The organism is Nocardioides maradonensis (genome assembly GCF_054777115.1).
The window spans coordinates 66,371-84,569 of the sequence record NZ_BAAHAZ010000011.1; the positions used below are offsets into that span (position 1 = coordinate 66,371).

General features: G+C 67.9%; 15 protein-coding genes. 11 read left to right on the top strand and 4 right to left on the bottom strand.

The features are described 5' to 3' along the window. The first annotated feature begins 4 nt into the window (after positions 1–4). The 11 genes from ACYVAQ_RS14395 (at position 5) to ACYVAQ_RS14445 (ending at position 10,934) form a co-directional block, all read left to right on the top strand. Positions 5–820, top strand: a complete 816-nt coding sequence (locus ACYVAQ_RS14395) for a DUF4190 domain-containing protein (RefSeq protein ID WP_460790728.1) — start codon at positions 5–7, stop codon at positions 818–820. 730 nt (positions 821–1,550) lie between these two features. Then, positions 1,551–3,188, top strand: a complete 1,638-nt coding sequence (locus tag ACYVAQ_RS14400) for an ATP-binding protein (protein ID WP_460790730.1) — start codon at positions 1,551–1,553, stop codon at positions 3,186–3,188. Between the two features lie 75 nt (positions 3,189–3,263). Further along, complete coding sequence (locus ACYVAQ_RS14405) at positions 3,264–4,334, top strand: ArdC-like ssDNA-binding domain-containing protein (protein WP_460790732.1); 1,071 nt, start codon at positions 3,264–3,266, stop codon at positions 4,332–4,334. A gap of 29 nt (positions 4,335–4,363) precedes the next feature. Continuing rightward, positions 4,364–4,795 (top strand): hypothetical protein, encoded by a 432-nt coding sequence (locus ACYVAQ_RS14410; RefSeq protein WP_460790735.1) that lies wholly within the window; start codon positions 4,364–4,366, stop codon positions 4,793–4,795. Further along, entirely contained in the window at positions 4,792–6,519 is a 1,728-nt protein-coding gene (locus tag ACYVAQ_RS14415; RefSeq protein WP_460790738.1) for a type IV secretory system conjugative DNA transfer family protein, read from the top strand. Before ACYVAQ_RS14410 ends, ACYVAQ_RS14415 begins: the two co-directional genes overlap by 4 nt. A 728-nt stretch (positions 6,520–7,247) precedes the next feature. After that, positions 7,248–7,571, top strand: coding sequence for a DUF6011 domain-containing protein (locus ACYVAQ_RS14420; RefSeq protein WP_460790920.1), 324 nt, complete (start codon positions 7,248–7,250; stop codon positions 7,569–7,571). 80 nt (positions 7,572–7,651) lie between these two features. After that, a complete protein-coding gene (locus ACYVAQ_RS14425; protein ID WP_460790740.1) occupies positions 7,652–8,065 on the top strand; it encodes a single-stranded DNA-binding protein in 414 nt (137 codons plus the stop codon). A gap of 13 nt (positions 8,066–8,078) precedes the next feature. After that, complete coding sequence (locus ACYVAQ_RS14430; RefSeq protein WP_460790742.1) at positions 8,079–8,615, top strand: hypothetical protein; 537 nt, start codon at positions 8,079–8,081, stop codon at positions 8,613–8,615. Positions 8,616–8,728: 113 nt separating this feature from the next. Then, positions 8,729–9,028 carry a hypothetical protein gene (locus tag ACYVAQ_RS14435; protein WP_460790744.1) on the top strand — a complete coding sequence of 100 codons (300 nt, stop codon included), beginning with the start codon at positions 8,729–8,731 and terminating at the stop codon, positions 9,026–9,028. After that, the gene (locus ACYVAQ_RS14440) at positions 9,028–10,338 is read left to right on the top strand and encodes a hypothetical protein (protein WP_460790746.1); all 1,311 of its coding nucleotides are present in this window, start codon (positions 9,028–9,030) and stop codon (positions 10,336–10,338) included. Before ACYVAQ_RS14435 ends, ACYVAQ_RS14440 begins: the two co-directional genes overlap by 1 nt. Before the next feature lie 386 nt (positions 10,339–10,724). Next, on the top strand, positions 10,725–10,934 hold the full coding sequence (locus ACYVAQ_RS14445) for a helix-turn-helix domain-containing protein (protein WP_460790747.1): 210 nt from the start codon (positions 10,725–10,727) through the stop codon (positions 10,932–10,934). 4 nt (positions 10,935–10,938) lie between these two features. Here the strand turns inward: ACYVAQ_RS14445 and ACYVAQ_RS14450 are convergent, their stop codons facing one another. The 4 genes from ACYVAQ_RS14450 to ACYVAQ_RS14465 all read right to left on the bottom strand — a co-directional run bounded on the left by ACYVAQ_RS14450 (position 10,939) and on the right by ACYVAQ_RS14465 (position 18,197). Continuing rightward, entirely contained in the window at positions 10,939–12,180 is a 1,242-nt protein-coding gene (locus ACYVAQ_RS14450; RefSeq protein ID WP_460790749.1) for a tyrosine-type recombinase/integrase, read from the bottom strand. Positions 12,181–12,353: 173 nt separating this feature from the next. After that, positions 12,354–12,989 (bottom strand): hypothetical protein, encoded by a 636-nt coding sequence (locus tag ACYVAQ_RS14455; RefSeq protein ID WP_460790751.1) that lies wholly within the window; start codon positions 12,987–12,989, stop codon positions 12,354–12,356. Positions 12,990–13,008: 19 nt separating this feature from the next. Continuing rightward, on the bottom strand, positions 13,009–17,793 hold the full coding sequence (locus ACYVAQ_RS14460; RefSeq protein WP_460790753.1) for a DUF5724 domain-containing protein: 4,785 nt from the start codon (positions 17,791–17,793) through the stop codon (positions 13,009–13,011). A 2-nt stretch (positions 17,794–17,795) separates the two neighbouring features. Then, complete coding sequence (locus ACYVAQ_RS14465; protein ID WP_460790755.1) at positions 17,796–18,197, bottom strand: hypothetical protein; 402 nt, start codon at positions 18,195–18,197, stop codon at positions 17,796–17,798. Between the last annotated feature and the right edge of the window lie 2 nt (positions 18,198–18,199).

Below are 18,199 nucleotides of genomic sequence, written 5' to 3' on the forward strand. Positions count from 1 at the left end.
CACCATGTCTGATCCACAGATCCCCACGGCGCCGTACGGCGCGCCCGCCATCGCCCCCAAGGGCAGCAACGGCCTTGCCGTTGCGGGCTTCGTCCTGGGACTCCTCGGCGCCCTCGGTTCCTTCATCCCCGTCGTGAACATCGGCGCGATCGTCCTGGCCGTCGTCGGGATCATTCTGGCCGGAATCGGGCTGGCGCGGTCCAAGGCCGTGCGTGCCGGCAAGGGGCTGGCCATCGCGGGCATCGTCCTCGGCGTGCTGGCGATCATCATCGCCATCATCATCGACGCCGCTGTCGGCAAGGCCATCGACGACGCGACCAGCAACAACGTCGACACCAGCACGGTGAAGACGCCCGGTGCGAAGTCCGGTTCCGGCGGCGGCGACAGCGCGAAGACCGCGGCCGGCACCCGCCGGACGGACCCGGCGCCGCTCGGATCCTCGATCACCGGCGGCGACTGGACCGTGCGGATCAACTCGGTCAAGACCGTGAACTCCGACTCGATGGGACAGTCCGCGCCCGCCGGCAAGACCCTGCTCCTGGTCAACCTGACCGCGACCTACAACGGCCGCGACGCCCAGGGAGACTCCTCGTTCGCGACCGTGAAGTACGTGGCTCGCAACGGGAGGAGCTACGACCAGACCAGCGGCAACAGCATGTGGATCCCCGACCACCAGTTCGACCTGATGAGGACGCTGTACCACGGCGGCAATGAGACCGGGAACGAGTTGATCGAGATCCCAACCGCCAACTGGAAGGCCGGCGTACTCGCCGTCTCGCCGGGGATGCTCAGCGACGACACATTCATCGCGCTCAAGTGAACACTGCCCGGTGGCCCCAGCAGCCCACCACCACCATGGGCCCGAGGACACCGGATGCGCGTTGCACGTCGGGCGCGACCGGTCCCGCGGAAGTCCCAGGACTCGCGGGGCCCGGATGGGCGCCCGAACCGTCGCCGGCGGCGCCTGAAGATGGCGGCATCCAGGATCTGCGTCGATGCTCCGGCCAACCGCGAAACTGTGGTCGCCGATCTCAAGCGGCTGAGCGACGACAGATACGCGTTGGCGCGGTGAAGCCCCGTCAGTTGCAGGGAGACCCTTCGCAGCAGGGCCGGATGTAGCCGCAGCCGTCGCACCGCTCGTGCGAGGTCTCCCAGCGGAGCATGTGGCCGCAGTTCGGACAGGGCTCGGTCAGATCAGCCCGGTCCCGAAGGCTAGATCGACCCGGCGCGTGGTGCCCGGTCGACGCGGCGGAGCGCCACGAGCACCTCGTTGATGAGCACTCATCCATCGAGGAGGACGCGATGCCTACGTTCAATGACCCCGTCGCAGACGCAGACGAAGCCCGAGAGGCTGTCCGGGGTCTGGCCCACGCAACGCGCAACATCGAGGACCCCACGGCGATCTACAACGTCATCGGCTCGCTCAGCTCGGCGCTCGGCTCCATGGCCCAGGTGCTCCGACAGCTCGGCGCCACCCACGACCACACACCCGCCGACCACCGGCAGGGGCCAGCTAGACGGACCGACCGAGCGGCGGCGTACCAGGTCTCGTGGGAGCTCCATCGCGCAGCCGAGATGGTCAACCAAGTCGCGGCGACCGTCGATCGCGCGCACCAACTCGAAGCCGCGATCACCTACGACGTGCACCTTCCGGTGCCACCATTGCCGACGGCTCGGCGCGAATCCGGCCTCTCCCTGTGAGCGACCGATACGACGAGCGCCGGCTCCATTCCAGTGTGCTCGTCTCCCCGAGACGGGAGCGGCGCCGTGATCGCAGGCTGCGCAAGGCAGCAGCGCGGGCTCTAGTCACCGAGGATCGCGAGGCGCGACGGAGCCTCGCAAGGCAGAAGGCTGACGCGCTCGCCGCGGAGCGCCGCTCCACCGTGATCCTCCCTGCCGCAGGCGAACCTGGTCCGGCTGCCCTACGTACGCCCGGTCGCTTCCGACTCCCCCGCCACCAGGACACCTCGGCCACCCTCGCGGGCGCCTACCCCTTCCTCGCCGAGGGCGGTCTTGGAGCCGAGGGCGTGTTCGTCGGCCAGGACCTCTACTCCGGATCGTCGTTCGTTTACGACCCCTGGGTCCTGTACGCCCGCGGCCTGATCACTGCGCCGAATCTCGTGCTCGCGGGGATCGTCGGCGCAGGGAAGTCTGCGCTGGCCAAGAGCCTCTACACCCGGTCCATCCCGTTCGGTCGGCGCGTTTACGTTCCGGGCGATCCCAAGGGCGAGCACACTGCCGTCGCCGAGGCCATCGGCGGGAAGGCGATCGCACTCGGGCACGGCATGCCCAACCGGCTCAACCCGCTCGACCAAGGGCATCGACCTGCGGGGCTCGACGATGTCCAGTGGACCAGCCAGGTCACAGCCCGTCGCCGCGACCTGATCGGCGCCCTCGCCGAGACCGTCCTCGACCGGCGCTTGAGTCCACTCGAGCACAGTGCGGTCGACCTGGCTCTCGACCGGACGGTCCGCGGTGCCGACGTACCCGTCCTCCCGATGGTCGTCGACCGGCTCCTGGCCCCCGATCCCGTAGACGATCACGACGGACGACTCATCGAAGACGGTCGACTCGTCGGCCACGCGCTGCGCCGCCTCGTTGCCGGCGACCTCGCAGGCCTCTTCGACGGTCCCTCGACAGTCGACTTCGACCCGACGCTGCCGATGATCTCCCTCGACCTGTCCCGCGTCACCGAGAACTCCACGCTCATCTCGATCCTGATGACCTGCGCATCGGCCTGGATGGAGTCGGCGCTGATGGATCCGGCAGGCGGACCACGGTGGGTCGTGTACGACGAAGCCTGGCGGCTCATGTCCCACCCCGCGTTGCTGCGGCGGATGGACGCCCACTGGCGGCTCGCGCGGCACTACGGCATCGCGAACATGTTGATCTTCCACAAGCTCTCCGACCTCGACAACGTCGGCGACCAGGGCTCCGCCATGCGCGCGCTGGCATCATCGCTGCTCGCGAACGCCGAGACCCGGATCGTCTATCGCCAGGAGCCCGACCAACTCGGATCCACATCAGCGGCGCTCGGCCTGACAAGCACGGAACAGGCGCTGATCCCCACGCTCGGGACCGGGCAGGGGCTGTGGCGGATCAAGAACCGGTCGTTCGTCGTGCAGCACCAGATGCACCTCGCCGAGCTGGAGCTGTTCGATACGTCAGCTCGCGCAGCCGGACTGTGATCGCGAGGGCCGCTGTCGTGTGCCGCCGGACTGCTCGGCGTACCTCATCGGTGTCATCGTCCTAAGGAGGCAGTTGTGTACGAGGCGGCGACCACGCGTGACGCCAAGATCGAAGCGCTGCACGCGCAGTTCACTGATGCTGTCGAGGCGCTCGTCTCCGGCGAGGACTGGAAGCGGGCGCTGACCTTCGCAGCACAGTTCCGCTCCAGAAGCTTCAACAACACGATGCTGATCTGGTCGCAGCACGCAGCGGCGTACGGCGAAGGTCGCGTATCCGCGCCGACGCCGACGTACGTCGCGGGGTTCCATCAGTGGCTCAGCCTCGGGCGACATGTCGAGAAGGGCCAGCGCGGGTACGGCATCCTCGCCCCCGTCACCGCGCGCTACGCCACGACGAGCCCGTCAGATGCCGCCTCCTGGCGGCGCCTCTCGCGCGGCGAGAAGCCCGCACCCGGCGAGGTCGTGAAGTCGAAGGTCATCGGCCTGAAGCCGACACACGTCTGGGACGTCTCCCAGACCTGCGGCGATCCCGTTCCCGAGCTACCTCGCCCGGACCTCTTGCAGGGCGAAGCGCCCGCCGGGCTGTGGGACGGCCTGGCCGACCAGATCACCGCTCGCGGGTTCGAACTGCGGCTCGTCTCCTCGTCTGCTGCGATCGGCGGGGCCAACGGGTTGACGGACTTCCTGACCAAAGAGGTCTCGCTCCGGATGGACATGGACGACGCAGCTCAGGTGAAGACGCTGGCCCACGAGCTCGGCCACGTGCTTCTGCATGCTGGACAGAGCGACGCACTGTCCACCGGCGTCGCGGCGGACGCGACCCTCCACCGTGGCGTCGCGGAGGTCGAGGCCGAGTCCGTCGCACTCATGGTCGCCGCAGCCCACGGCCTCGACACCACCTCCTACACCGTCCCCTACGTCTCAACGTGGGCAGCGCGCGTCCCCGACAAGTCGCCGGTCGAGGTCGTCCAGTCCACGGCCGAGCGGGTACGCCGCACCGCACTCGGCGTCCTCGATCAGCTCGACACTCAGCAGGCCGGCGACGGCAACCCTCCCGGGCTCGACCCCGACGCGTTGAGCCATCACGCAGACAGCACCCGGATCACCACCGGCGTACGCCGCGACGGGTCGGTGATCGGGCTGTGAACGTCCCCGTCGTACTCAGCACCGTCCAAGTGACCGTCGACGAAGACGGCACAGTCCGGGTCACCCTCGACGGGCAGGCCTACGCCGACGACCGCACGCTCACCCGCGCCGACCTGCGCGCTGTGGTCGACGAGATCGCCACCGACCTCGGCTGCCCGGTACGGATCGACCTCCGCGAAGCCGACGGCGCCACCTACACCGACGTCCACCTCCCCACCGATCCCCCGGCACCGGCCGCCGATGAGTGCGCACCCGAGATCGCGTCTCCATCGCTGGCCGGTGCCGGGTTCCGCCCCGGCGAAGAGGTCGCGCTCGCCTACGTCGTTGCACGGCGATTAGCCGACGCCGACGGCACCGCCGCCATCAACCTTCCGCCGGCGCTGGTGGCCGCGGCGAGAAGCGGTCTGGTGCTGTTCGGGCTGACCTCGCTGACCGTGGCGCCCGTCGAGGAGAGCTCGTGAACCCAGGCGTACGCGGCACAAGCGACGAGCTCGTCAACGCTGCCTTGATCGGTCTCGTCGGTGTCGCGGGCGTCGGGGTCGCCCTTGCCTTCGCCGGCCAGCTCGCCTGTCTGCTGGCGAATGCGCCCGCGCCGATCGGTGGTGCCGCGAGCGGACTGCGGGTTCTGACCGACCCCGGCCATCCCGGCCGAGCACTCGGTCGGCCGACCGTGCCCACCACGACGTACTGGCTCGTTCTTGCCCTGCTGCTCTCCCTGCTCGGTGCCGTGGCGTGGCTCGTCTGGTCCGTCGTCGCCCGAGCGCGGCACCGGAGCGCGCACGACCCACGCAAGATCGCCGGCATCGCGACGCGCCGCGACATCGACGCCGCGGCCTCACGGGACGCGCTCGTACGACGCGGCCGGACCCTGCGTCCATCGATCGCCCATCCGCAGCCGACCGACGTCGGCTATCTCCTCGGCCACAGCTGCGGCCGCCAGATCTGGGCATCGGTCGAGGACTCGATCCTGGTCATCGGACCGCCGCGCTCTGGCAAGGGCCTGCATCTGGTCATCAACACGATCCTCGACGCCCCCGGCGCCGTGGTGACGACCTCCACCAGGCCGGACAACATCGTCGCCACGATCGCAGCCCGCCGCGAGAGCGGACCTGTTGCGGTCTTCGACCCTCAGAACCTGGCTTCCGGCCTGCCTGGCGTGTCGGGCAGTGGTGTTCGCTGGTCGCCAATACGCGGCTGCGAGAGACCGCTGACCGCGATGATCCGCGCCGCCGGCCTCGCGGCCACCACCGGCCTGTCGTCAGGTGGGGTCGAGTCGGGCGGGTTCTGGGAAGGCAAGGCCCGCACGGCGCTGCAGTCCCTCCTGCACGCCGCCGCCATCGACGGACTCTCCACCCGCACGCTCTTCGACTGGTCGCTATCGCCCGCGGCCGCGACCGACGCAGTCGGCATCCTCGCCAGCCGCTCGCAAGCCGCAGCCGGATGGTCCGACGCACTCGACGGGATGATCAACGCCGATCCCAGAACCCGCGACTCCATCTGGATGGCCGTCAGCCAAGCTCTCGCCTCACTCGCCGATCCCGACGTCCTCGATGCCGTCAGCCCGGCTGCTGACGAAGCGTTCGACCCCGTTGCCTTCCTTCGGCAGAACGGGACGCTGTACTTGCTCGCCACCGGCGCCGGTGCGGGCGCCTCCTGGCCCTTGGTCGCGGCATTCCTCGAAGACCTCACCGAAGTAGCCCGGCATCTCGCAGCCAGCTCACCGGGCGCCCGGCTGGATCCTCCGCTCCTGCTCGCACTCGACGAGATCGGCAACCTCGCCCCGCTGCCCTCCCTGCCGGTACTGATGGCAGAAGGCGGCGGCACCGGCATCACCACGATGCCCGTGCTGCAGTCGCTCGCCCAGGCGCGGAACAAGTGGGGCGATCACGCCGCCAGCACGATCTGGGACGCGTCCATCGTGAAGGTGATCCTGGGCGGCGCCTCCGCCTCGAAGGATCTTCAAGAACTGTCAGTCCTGATCGGCGAGCGCGACGAGAGATCGGATTCGTTGACGATCAGCGACTACGGCGCAAGGTCGCGGCAACGGTCCACGCGACGCGTCGCCGTCATGCCGCCCGAGCGGATCCGCACACTCCCCTTCGGCACCGGCCTGGTGCTCCTACGCAGTGCGCCCTCGATCGTCACTAGACTTCGTCCATTTACGATCCGGCCCGGTCGTCGGTGAAGCTCCGGCCAGCGCCTCATCGTTGTGGCAGGATCCCGTACATGCCAGCCGCCGTGCCTCCGCGGGCTTCGCCGCGCAAACGGGATCCGGTGACTCGACTGGCCGCGAACCTGATGCAGGTGGAGGCGTGGTCACGCAAGGGCAAGGTCGACAGAGCACGCGACATGCTCGAGGCCTGCAAGGTTCTTCATCTGCCTGCCGTACCGGAGGAACTACGCGAACCTTGGGAACGAAAGATTCGCCTTCTGGACGGGCAACTCCCTGAAACGAACTGGGACTCACCCGGTTCAATGTCGGACGCCGCGAACGTCGTGCCCCGCCCTCGTCGGGGCCAAGGTCGGCCGCAGTTGGCGCCGCCGAGTTCGGACGGCGCTACGTCGGCGGATGCAGCACTTCGAAGCCCTGTTTGGGAGCGACTTGCGAGGGCACTCGATGATCGACGCACCGAGACAGCGGCGCTGAGTCTCAATGAATTCCGCGCACGGTTCGACTTCGTAGCAGCACGCATAGGCGTCCAGGTCTGGGTAACCCTCCGAGATGCGCCAAGTGCCGCTTGGGTTGCCCACCGCGACAGCCAGTTCATCAACGGGGCTTGGTTGATTGCCCCGTCATCACATCGGCTCGCGCCCCTCGAAGCAATGCCGAACAATGCCTCCGCGGGTCTCCTTGTGTGGGTTTTCACGTCCATCCCTGATGCCCGTGTGGCCGTGAAGGAGCAGTTCCTCGAAATGTCACCGAAGTCTGCACCGCAATTGACCGTTCAGCGTCATCCTTCGGCGCCTGTAGCAGAATTCGATCGCACCGTGGAGCGCCTGGGGAGGCGCCCGTTCCGACCGGGCCACGGACTAAAGCGGTTCGCGGTCACTACTTGTGCAAAGTGCGGCCAACCGCTGTCGGACCCGAACAGCGTCGTACTAGGTATTGGTCCGGACTGCCTCAAGTACTTCGATCCTGAGGTCTTGGCTGCGGCCAGGCAGTGGAAGCCCGGCTCGGTTCGGTCAGTCGGGCGGACCACCAAGAACTTCCTGGCAGCCGTAACGGCAGATTGGTGACCTAGCAAACTTGGGCTTCGCGAAGCACCTAACTCCTGAGCGAAGCGCCGCCAGGGCGCGCCCGGAATTCAGGAGCCAAGATGTCTATCCCCACCCAGATGAGCCTGGTCGGCTTCATCGCCTCTGCACCCGAGCTGCACTTCACCAAGTCCGGCGACGAGTGCTGTCGCATCCGTGTCGGGGTCGAGCAGTGGCGCAAGGAGGTCGACGGGGAGTTCACCAAACTCGACCCGACGTTCCACGACATGGTCGCCTTCGAGAGCACGGCCCGCGAGACGTACGCACGCTTCCGCAAGGGTGACTCGTTCATCGCCAGCGGATACATCCACGAGTACGAGCTCGACGGCCGCAAGGGTGGTGTCATCAAGGAGGAGTTCGTCGCTCGCAAGATCGGGCACAACGCCAACAAGACCGATTACACCGTCCAGCGGGCACGTCACGCCGCTGAGAGGCCATTTAGCGCCGTAGCCCAGCCGCCCGCCGTCGGAATGTGACCGGCGGGTCGTCATGGACGAGTACTACCCCGACGAGCCACACGACCTGCCGCCGCACAGCATGCGGGAACCGCGCGAGATCCCACCACCACCGATCAACTGGAACCTGCTCGACGCGGAGGAGGCCGGGCGCGAGTGGCACGACCTGGACCAGTGGGTGAAGTGGCTCAAGAGCACCTTCGGTCTACCGCCTAACATTGTGCCGCCGTACTGGCACCGTCACGACGAGCTCGTCTGGGAACTCTCCGCACTACACACCCACTGGCTGAGTTGCTACCACGAGTCCAGCTCCCCCAGTTCGCCGATCGGATGGATGCGGGACTTCGCCGAGGCCCGTCACCGGCTGCGTGACTGGGTGTCGATCTGCGGCACGCGCTTGGACCGCGATCGCCCGACACGGCAGACCACCTGGCCGGGCGAAGACCCCGCCGGGTCCTCCACCGAGGTCGAGATCCGGAACCGCGACCAGGATTTTGCCGACTTCGTCCGCGACGATCTCCGCGACCGTGAGCGCGTCGAAGCGCTCGTGCGCCGTCAGCTCGCTGGTTGATCCGACGCCACAGGAGGCGCCGGCGCGAACTCGTCCACAGCCACCGGCGTCCGCGGACCTACGCCGCGTGCGGTTGGCGGACGGTTGGCACCTCACCTTCTGAAGGAGGGCTCATGCTGCTCGCCCACGTCCAGACCCTCGCGCAGGCTCGCTCGTACGTCGCCGCACTGGCCGACCTCGCAGTCACGGCCGAGGCTTCGTCGGCGTATGAGGACGCACTGCTCGAGCTCGACCGCGTCCACGGCGACGACTGCCCCGCACTCGACACCGCGGGCCTCACCGACGACCGCGACGTCCTGCTCGCCGTCGCCACCAGCGCCATCGAGGAGCTCGAGCAGCATGGGATCGACATCTTGTCTGTCGAGCTCATCCTCGCGAGGTTGATCGAAGCCCGCGAGCTGGACGTGCCCTGATGTACGGCGAGAACGGCGCGCAGATGCGCACCGAGCTGGCGATCCTGCTTCGCCAACACAGGGTCATGCACCGGCTCGGAACCGACTCGCCCACAGAACGAGCCGAGGTGGGCCGCCAGATCCAGCGATACCGGCAGGTCGTACTCGCCTGGTGCACACAGGCGATCGACGCCGCGGCACCGCTGACCTTCGCCAACGTCCCTAGCAAGCCCGCCGACCCCTTCCGCTCGACCAGCGACCACGGCGCCGCAGTACGCGAGCTTCAACGCGCCCTCATCCGCGCCTGGGAAGCGGGGACAACCGACCGCGCCACCACTGCGGAAATCACCAGCACGGCCGCGAACGATGTGGTCGAGCACTGGCGCGTGGCGGCCAGGGCGGCCGCGCTGGCCGAGCACGACACCGCGCCCGACCAGTCCATCCACCTGACTGCCGCACAGGCCCGCACCATCGCTGGCGACGTCGCGGCCATCACTCAAGCACTCGTCGTCCTGGACCGTCGCTACCGCAACAACCCCGGGTGGGAGACGCTCCCCGGAAGCGACCGGCTCGGCTGGGCCGCACTCGCGACAGCGCTCGACGTCAGCCTCGGCCAACCGGATTTCAGCGTCGACCAAACCGGCTGGCACCCGCGCACGAGGCCGATCCCCGGACCCGGCAAGCCCGGAGTTCTCGGCGTGCTCCAGGCCCAGCACAACCTTCTCGTCGGCCTGAAGTCCCCGCCGAATGCGATGAACCTCAGGCGCATCGTCGACTCCCAGCGACTGCTGACAGGACGCCTCGTCCCGTACGCCGAGCAGGTCGACCCGGACCTGGCTGCACGCTGGCGCGCGCGAGCATCGACCTACGACCGGATGCTCCACGAACTCCGAAACGTCGGCGGCCGCCTCGGCAACGGCGGCGCCGCCGCAGCTGAAGCAGCCAACGCCGTCAGCCGGATGAGCTCCCTATCCGCTGAGACGATCATCGAGCCACGAATGCTCGGCGGCTTCCAAGCACTCTTCCAGCGACTCGACGCGCGGATCGCCGACATCCTCGAGACCGGGGTTGAGCGAGGCGCCTTCGTCCAACGCGTCACCGTTCCGCGACTGGTGAGCGGCGACGGCCAACTTGTGGCACCGGTCAGGGAACGCTTCGTACCCGTCTCGCGGGCCACCGATCTCGACGTCATCCGCACCACACGCGAACATCTCCGGCCGAGGCCTGCACCGCAGGTCGTCTCACCCGGCACCAGCCGGGCCGATCTCGCTTCCGCGCTCGTTCACCGCCCAAGGCCAAGGCCAGACCGCGGCGACTTCCCGGCTCTCTAACGGCCGCGGACTTCGAGCGAATCAAGGCCTACCAGCCCCGCGGCTTGTTCCGGGTGATGTGCCACGCACCCTTGTGCTCGTCGAAGCACGGGTGGATGGACCGCACGCTCCAACCCTTGGCGACCATGGCCTTGATAGCGTGCCGGGCCGCTTGGCGATTCGGATAGGGGACCTTCGTGCACATTGGCCTCTCCAGCAGAAATGACTGTGTGGAGTGGCGCCTCGTCACTATCGACGAACGGCACGGCGGCGGTCTGCGCTGATGCGCCCGGCTCACCCGCATTCCAAGGTCCATGGAGCCGAAGGGACGTGTCGAGGCTACACCGGGGAGCCGTTGGCAAGCCACGTCCACCTCAGAGGCATCACCGCTCGAAAGGACCACTGGCATGACCGCCCACCGCACGATCACTGCTCCGACTTACCTCACTCTTGCCGACGCGTCGGAGGTGGTCGGGCAGTCCCAGAAGACGCTCCGCCGCCGGATCGCGGCCGGCCTGCTTCCGGCGTACCGATTCGGCCCCCGTTGCATCCGCGTCCGCCTGGAGGACCTGGAGTCACTCGGGCACCGGATCCCGACCACACGGCGCGGCGAGTGAGCCGCTACTCCCCCGCTTCAGCCATCTTCGACAACCTGGCTGCCAGGTCCTTCATGCGGTCGCTCGCCGCGTGCTGATAGCGCATCGCCGCGCCGGGCGTGGAGTGGCCGGCCATCTGCATCAACTCCGCCAGCGTCGCTCCAGCAACGGCAGCGTTGGTGAGGCCGGTGTGGCGCAGGTCGTGGAAGTGCAGGTCGGGCCGCCCGGCAAGGCGCCGTGCCTCGAAGTAGCCGTGCCCCTTGCGCTGGATCTCGCCGTCCGGCTTGAGGGCGGCGACGCGTCCGTAGAACGCCGAGGGCCGCAGATGCGACCCGCCCGGACCGGGGAAGAGGAGGCCGTCCCGGCCAGGCGCGGCGTACTCCTGGAGGTGCGTCTTCAGATCGCCGACGAGGTGCGGCGGGATCGGTAGGTCGCGTACGCCGGCGTCGGTCTTGGGCGGCCCGACCACGCAGTCGGGCCGACACGGACATGAGACGGCCCCATCGGGCAGCGAGTTGTGGGGCGGGTCGACCTTGGTCACGCCACGCCGGATATGGATGAGGTGGTGCGTCATGTCGACGTCCTTACGACGAAGCTCGGCCAGCTCGCCGAAGCGAAGACCGCACCAGGCTGCAAGCTGGACCATCATCCGTCGCCGCTCGGGAACGTTGGCCGTCAAGATCGCGAGCTCGGACAAGCTGGCGGGCTTGACCACGTGGCGGCGCTTCGTCGTACCTCCTCCGCGGACCTTCGCCGGATTGGCTGTCGTGATGAGGCCGCGCTCGACCGCGGTTCCGAGGATGGTGCGCAGGAGGCCATAGGCGCGTGCCTGGTACGTCGGTCGCCCGCGGGCAACGGTCTCGTACCAGGCATCGACCATGTCGGACGTGATCGACGTCAGCGTGACCTCCTCGAAGGTCGGCAGGATGAGGCGGTCGAGCAGATCGCGGTAGCCGTCCCGCGTGCGGCCCGCGAGCGGGCGACCCTTCACCTTGCGTCCTGCCAGCCACGCTTCCGCGTAGGCGCCGAAAGTGATGACCTCGGGACGCGCTCGCCTCGCCGCAGCACGATCCGCCGGCGAGGTCCACGCACCGGAGGTGATCAGACGGCGTTCGTCCGCGAGCCATGCCTCGGCGTCCACCTTGGTCTCGAAGGACCGGCCGGCGTAGTGGCGAACCGGGACGGGCTTCCCGTTCCGACTCAGCGTCGTCCGGCCGTCGGGGTCGTTGTAGAACGCCTGCCATCTCCCAGACGCCAGCTTCTTCATCGCCCCGAAGCCCCTGCGGGTCCGTGCCGCCATGCGCTTCACCTCCCAGGCCAGAGCCTGCCTACGAGCTGCCTACAAACGAGGCTAGAAGTGAGCAGCTATCGCTCCCTGCGAATACGGGACCCTGTGGACAACATGCGGGCCAGCGCCCCTGTAGAGCAGGTGCAGCGGCGTTACCAAGGAGGGGCCGTGGTCTGGGTCGAACCCAGTATCGGTCGAGCTTGACCTCGGCGCTCATCCGAAGTGGTGTCGGACGGCGCTCCAGACCTCAGGCTCCTGCCCATCATGCGACCGACGACGGGTGGGGCAACGACGTCGACCATCGAGGACGCGCCCACGTGCGCTGGCCGTGGCTTGACTGACGCCACCCGCTTCCGACTCGTCGCCGCGGCGCTCTCGCACTCCTCGAGCCTTTGATCGGGCGCGACCGTCATCCAGCCAGGTACCTGTGCGGCAGCGTCACGGAGGTCGATCAGCGCCGTCTTGGGGTCGTTCAGTCGATCGCTGATGACCATGCCTCGCAACCACGTGAGCGCGGCGCGATCAGAGGCTCCGGCGAGCCAGGTGCGGATCGCGATGTCGAGACTGTGCACGGCGATGCGTGGCTTGCCTTCGAGGAGTCCCGCGACCGTGTAGAGGATCCAGGGGTCAGGAAGCCACGCTCCCCCACCCCAGCCGATCCAGGACTTGGTCCAATCGTGAACAGCTCGCGGGTCGCCCTCGGCGGCACCTGCCAGCGCCTTGTCGCGGCATTCGCGTCCCCAAGCGGCAATGTCTCCGCCGGGGACCTTGTCGATCGTGAAGGTCATTCGATCCCTCCTACTCCCGTCAGCCGACCAGCTGCTGAAGGATCGTCGGGTCCTTGATCTTGTCGTCGCGGGCCAGCAGGACGACCTTGGCCACCAGTTCGGCCGTTCGCGGATCGTCGTCGACGAAGGGCAGGAAGATGCGGCCGCGGTGCTGGGCGGATACCGGCACGATGCATACGGCGTTTCCGGGGATCCTATGTACGACACCCGAGCCGAGGTGGACCGAGTACGTTCCGAGCTCTCCCTTGATCCTGGCGTGGTGGCCGCCAACCTCGACGTTGGTGAGGTTGAGCATCGAAGCGGTTTCGTCGACCAGGCGCCCTCGCATCGCGATGGACGACTCAGACGTCTCGGGGTCGACACCGCTGGAGTGGGCGACGGAGACGACGAGGTCGAGGTCGCGCATGGTCTCGGAGAACACACGTGCCGGGACCTCTGAGAGCGGCAGTGGTTGCCACTTGCCGGATGGGTGAAAGGTGATGTCGTCGATGGTGGCGTCCTCGACTTCGGTGGGTGAGCCCCAGCCATTGACGAGGTGGCACCAAGCGGTGATCTTCTGCTGGTGGAAGGTGCGGGAGAAGCCCTGCTCGAAGTCCGCGACCCAGCCGCGGGAGGTGAAGATTCCGCCGGCCTGCCGACCTTCGACCTGATGGCCCGCGTATCGGCGGGAGCTCACTCCTGCTTCGTCGCGTTCGTTCTCGTTGAGGGTGTAGAGCTCGCGGAAGAGTTGCTTGAAGGGCTGCCGTCGCTCGTCGACCATCAGGGCGTGCTGGAAGTCGGGCCACTCGCCCGACGTCAGCAGGTCATTCGGATGGGCCACGCGAAGGGCGCCGACGCTTGTCCGCTCGGAGCCGTCGGGGCCGGCGAGGTTCGTTCCGCCCAGCGGGAAGCCGACGATTCCCTCGTCGTCGACCAGGACGAGTTCGCGGAGCATCGGGGCGATGATTGGGTGCTGCAGGAGATCCGCCAACTCGTGGGGTTCGAAGGCGTCGCCGAGAACGCATGCCGACTCCAGCGAACTCCGCATGCGGCGGATCTGCTTCCGCAGTGCGGTTGCCCGGTCCCGGAGCTCAGCGATCTCTGGAACCTTCGCACTCTTGGCGGGGATGGACTTCAACGGCTTGCCTGCCCGGTGCACCGTGAGCTCGGGCGACCCACTGGAGTCGATCGCGAGGGCCACCGTTAAGTCTCCGTCGCTGGCGGTGACGGGACCGTCGGCAAGGTCGCGGACCGCTTCTGCTTCCATCGCCCACACGAGGCGTTGGGGATCGCGGAAGCCGGCCGTGCGGGCGAGGTTCTCGAGTCCGACCTCAACGGCAATGGATTCTGATGCGCGCCGTTGTGAGCCCGAGGTTCGGTCGGAGGCCACGAAGCCACGGAGCAATTCGTATCGACGAAGCAGGGTCTGCTGATCCGGCAGCGGGAGAAGTCCGAGGGCGCGCACGGAATCCTGGTGGCGCTTGTCGCGGATCCGCTGCGTGACATCGGCTTCGTCGACGTTCCCGAACAGCGCTGTGGCGAACAGTTCTGCCCGCTTGTGACCACCGGAGGACGAGGCGTACTTGGCGGCCTTGAGCACGTCGGTGAAGCGGTCCTGGCCCAACGTAGCGATCATGTCGTGGAACCAGACGACGTCTGCGGCACCGTTGACGAGGTCGGTCGCATCGAGCGGTGTTCGCTGGCTGACCTCGGTGGCCCATTGGGCGCGGATTTCGGCGTCGACGGACCAGCTGTCGTCCTTGGTGTGGGCGTGAACCCACCACACGGCGGACTCGAGACCGTCCCATCCGAGGTGTTGCTCGATCAGACCGGACCATTGCGGTGCGTACACCGCGGTCTCGATGAGGCGCTGGTCGGAGATCTTGGCCTCCTTGGCTAGTCGGCCGAGCAGGTCTGCGGAGTCCTCGGGCGTTGGCTGATTGACGCGAATGAGGTGGGACAGGTTGCTTTCTCGCGACTGGGTCCATGCATGGGCGCGAGCGAAGGGACGCTTGCCGAGCGCGGCGAGGCACTGGACGAGTTGCGCGGTGCCGTAGGTGGTGCGCAAGCCATGGGAGGTCTCGGACAGTTCGGTCGGGAGGTCGCCTCGCGCTACCTCCGTTTCGATGACGGCAGTCCGGACGTCAGAGACGACTGCCTGGACATCGGTGGCCCCTGCCCACGGCTCCGGGCGCAGGCCGGTGAGCGCCCGGAGGGCGTCTTGGCGGGGTCCGTGGGAGTACCAGTAGTGGACGCGTGGCGCGACCACGAGGGCGTCGATGAGGTCGGCCCGACTGGCCGCGCCCCTGCTGAAGGCTTCGACCAGGGTCCTGGCGGGGGGCGGCCAGCGGTCGGGCTGGTCGGGAACTTGGATGGTGCCGCCCGCACGGCCGTAGGCGTTGCGGACTTCGACCTCGACCTTCGGACCGTCCCACCGGTCGATGGATCCTTCGGGTTCGTCGATGTACCTGAGCGTGCGCCACAGTCGGGCGACCTGGTCGTCGGTCAGTTTCGCGACGTCGATGAAGTCGGGGCTGCCGCTGAACAGGTCCCGGAAAGTTGCTCGACTGTCCGCGCCGATGGCATTGCCCCAACGATCGCGTTCGAGTTTTCGGCCACGTCGCTCCAGCACCTCAGCAGGGCCGCGCACGCCGTCGATGGGGAGAGCCGCTGCGGCCGTCTCCAGGAAGCGCAGGAAAGGCTCGGCCCAGGTGTCGCGCTTGGCGTGGTGTCCGATCGCACGGAAGACCTGCCACTGCAGAGCGTTGACGTCGGCCTTGGGGAATTCCGAGGCCACCGGCCCGACCAGAGAGCGGGTGAGGTCGGCCGCCCAGCGCTGGTTGACTCGCGGGACGTAGGACAGCAGCGCCAGCTCGACTCCTCCATCGGTGAGTTGCGGCTGGATGCGTTCCCACCAAGGACCCAGGATCTCGGGGATCGGGAGTGCGCCGTCTTTGCCTGCGTGGATCCAGCGGATGTTCGCGAGGAGCTCGACACCTTGGAAGGTCTGGACCTCCACGTCGGCATGTTCGGCGAGCCATCCGGTCAACGAAGTCCAGGCGAGCCGGAATCGTTCGTGATGGGGCGTCCAATACGACTCGGGTGCCGGTGTCGGGCGCTGAGCGGGCGTGCGGTCGATGGCGGAGAAGCGGATGGTGGAAGGGACCTGCTTCGCGGTGGCGTCGGTTTCTTCTCGGCCGCCGCCGAGTTCTTCGGCTGCGCGCAGCTGGTCGGCCGTCCCGGAGGCGAGTCGTTCTGTGGACGAGTCGAGTGCGGACGCGCTCTGTTTCCGGAGGATGGAGAGAGCGGTCGTGCGGAGGTCGGCCGCCTTGCGGGTGAGCGCGTCCTCCAGGATGCGGGCCTCGCCTTCCGAGATTTCGGGAAGTGTCAGCAGCGCACCGCCCACCGTGTCCCGCACGGACGTCGAGCGGTCAGTCACGAGTGAGAAAAGCGCTGCGCGGTTCGCGACGGGGTCTTTCGCATACTCGCGGGCGGCGACCCACCGCCCGTCGGCTGAGGCTGCGGCCACGAGGTCCGGGTCGAGCGGCCGGTCTCCGGAGTGGCAGATGAGGGTGTCGGCGGCGAGTGTGCTCCCGATCTTGCGTGGAAGAGTCCCGATCAGTCCCGTCTCGACCTCTTGGACCTTCCCGAGGGTGCGGACCCGCTCGTACAAGTTGGCGCGCACAGGTTCGGGCATCGGGACCGGAACCTGCGCGAACGCGTAGGCGTGGGCCGGCCAGGCGGTGACGGCCGCGGCGTAGACCGGGGTGGAGGTGTCGGCGATCGCGCGCGTTAGTGCCGGGCCGGTGGCGGGGATTGCGAAGTCAGTCAGCAGTCGGGCGGCTGCCAGCCGAGTGCGTTCGTCTGGGCTTCCCTGGAGGGACTCGGCGGCCGCGATGGCGGAGCGAACATCGCGAACTGCGAGCGACCACACGCCGAGGAATGCGGTCACCGGGTCGGCTTCGACGAGTGCCGTGGGCGGGACGGGATGCCGGAGGTTGTCGCGGATCGTGGCCACTGCTTGAGCGACCTGCTTCTCCTGTCGGACTGAGAGGTCCTCTCCTATCCAGACGCCCAGTGCGCGGACGGTTCCGGCGAATCGGGCGAGCCGGTGTTCGACGATCAGGTCGAGGATTCGAGCGAACGCGTCGGGATGGGCGAGGTCGGCTGCTTCGAGGATCGTCTGCCGCAGTCCCTCGGAGCGCTGTGCGGCTGCCAGCAGGCGCTCCACTTCGGCCCACCCGGCGGGGTCTGGTGACGACAGGAGTGCGACGAATGCGGAGTGTGAAGGTCCGCTGATGTCGTGCTCGCCGCGCAGGCTCGCGGCCAGGGTGCGGGCGATGCTGGTGTTGCCGTGCGCGATGGCGGAGGCGAACAGCGAGCCGAGCGGGACATATTGGCCGAGGTGCAACGCCCAGTCTGCCTGCCAGGACAGTGGCTGCGGGTAGTCGACTGAGTGGCGCAGGTATCGGCGTAGCTCGTCCCAGCGAGCGGCACGGGAGTCGGCGCGATCCGAGGAGCGGTAGGCGCGTCGTTGCCACCCGCGCTGGTAGGGCTGATGTGCGGACCATTCCCACCAATGAGCGAGGTCCTTGCCGAGCGCGGGACTGAGTGCGCTGAATACCTTCTCGCGCTTCGGGAGGCTCAGCTCGTCGAGCTGCTCGGCGACAGGTCTCCAGGGCCGGCGGGTGTCAGCCATTGCCGTGACGATGTCGGTTGCGATTTTCGGCGCCAGGAGCTTGTGGATCCGGATGCCTTTCGAGCGCTCGCTCTCCGGCGCGGCGTACTGCTGCAGTGCCGCTCGTGCGGCGTCTCCCGACAGCATGCTCAGCCCCCAGCCAGGGCGACCAAGCGGACGAGTCGCAGGGTCGACTCTGGGCGGATCGCCACTGGTGCGTCAAGCTCTTCGACCTGGCGGTCGTCGACGAACACAAAGAAGAGTCCGTCGGTGAATGCCTCGACAGCTCGCTCGATCGCCTCGGCCTCCGGTGGCGGGGCCGCTACGGCTCGGCTCTCGCGACCGTAGGCGCCGGTGTCGACGCCACGCGCCAGGTCGGCAGGAGTCAGAACCCGCAAGGTCCTACTGGCGGTTCTCCGCTGCTCGTAGGAAGCGAGTTCGTGGCGCACCAGTGCAGCCAGGAGGTCACGGAGAGTTCCGATGGCGGCAGGCATCGAGACGCTCAGGGACTCGGTTTCCTTGGTGCCGACGACTTTGGTCTCCACGATCACAG

Coding starts and splice junctions, on each gene's coding strand:
- ACYVAQ_RS14460 (WP_460790753.1), bottom strand. CDS start 17,793: ATGCTGTCGGGAGACGCCGCACGAGCGGCACTGCAGCAGTACGCCGCG.
- ACYVAQ_RS14440 (WP_460790746.1), top strand. CDS start 9,028: ATGTACGGCGAGAACGGCGCGCAGATGCGCACCGAGCTGGCGATCCTG.
- ACYVAQ_RS14420 (WP_460790920.1), top strand. CDS start 7,248: ATGTCACCGAAGTCTGCACCGCAATTGACCGTTCAGCGTCATCCTTCG.
- ACYVAQ_RS14430 (WP_460790742.1), top strand. CDS start 8,079: ATGGACGAGTACTACCCCGACGAGCCACACGACCTGCCGCCGCACAGC.
- ACYVAQ_RS14395 (WP_460790728.1), top strand. CDS start 5: ATGTCTGATCCACAGATCCCCACGGCGCCGTACGGCGCGCCCGCCATC.
- ACYVAQ_RS14435 (WP_460790744.1), top strand. CDS start 8,729: ATGCTGCTCGCCCACGTCCAGACCCTCGCGCAGGCTCGCTCGTACGTC.
- ACYVAQ_RS14455 (WP_460790751.1), bottom strand. CDS start 12,989: ATGACCTTCACGATCGACAAGGTCCCCGGCGGAGACATTGCCGCTTGG.
- ACYVAQ_RS14445 (WP_460790747.1), top strand. CDS start 10,725: ATGACCGCCCACCGCACGATCACTGCTCCGACTTACCTCACTCTTGCC.
- ACYVAQ_RS14425 (WP_460790740.1), top strand. CDS start 7,652: ATGTCTATCCCCACCCAGATGAGCCTGGTCGGCTTCATCGCCTCTGCA.
- ACYVAQ_RS14450 (WP_460790749.1), bottom strand. CDS start 12,180: ATGAAGAAGCTGGCGTCTGGGAGATGGCAGGCGTTCTACAACGACCCC.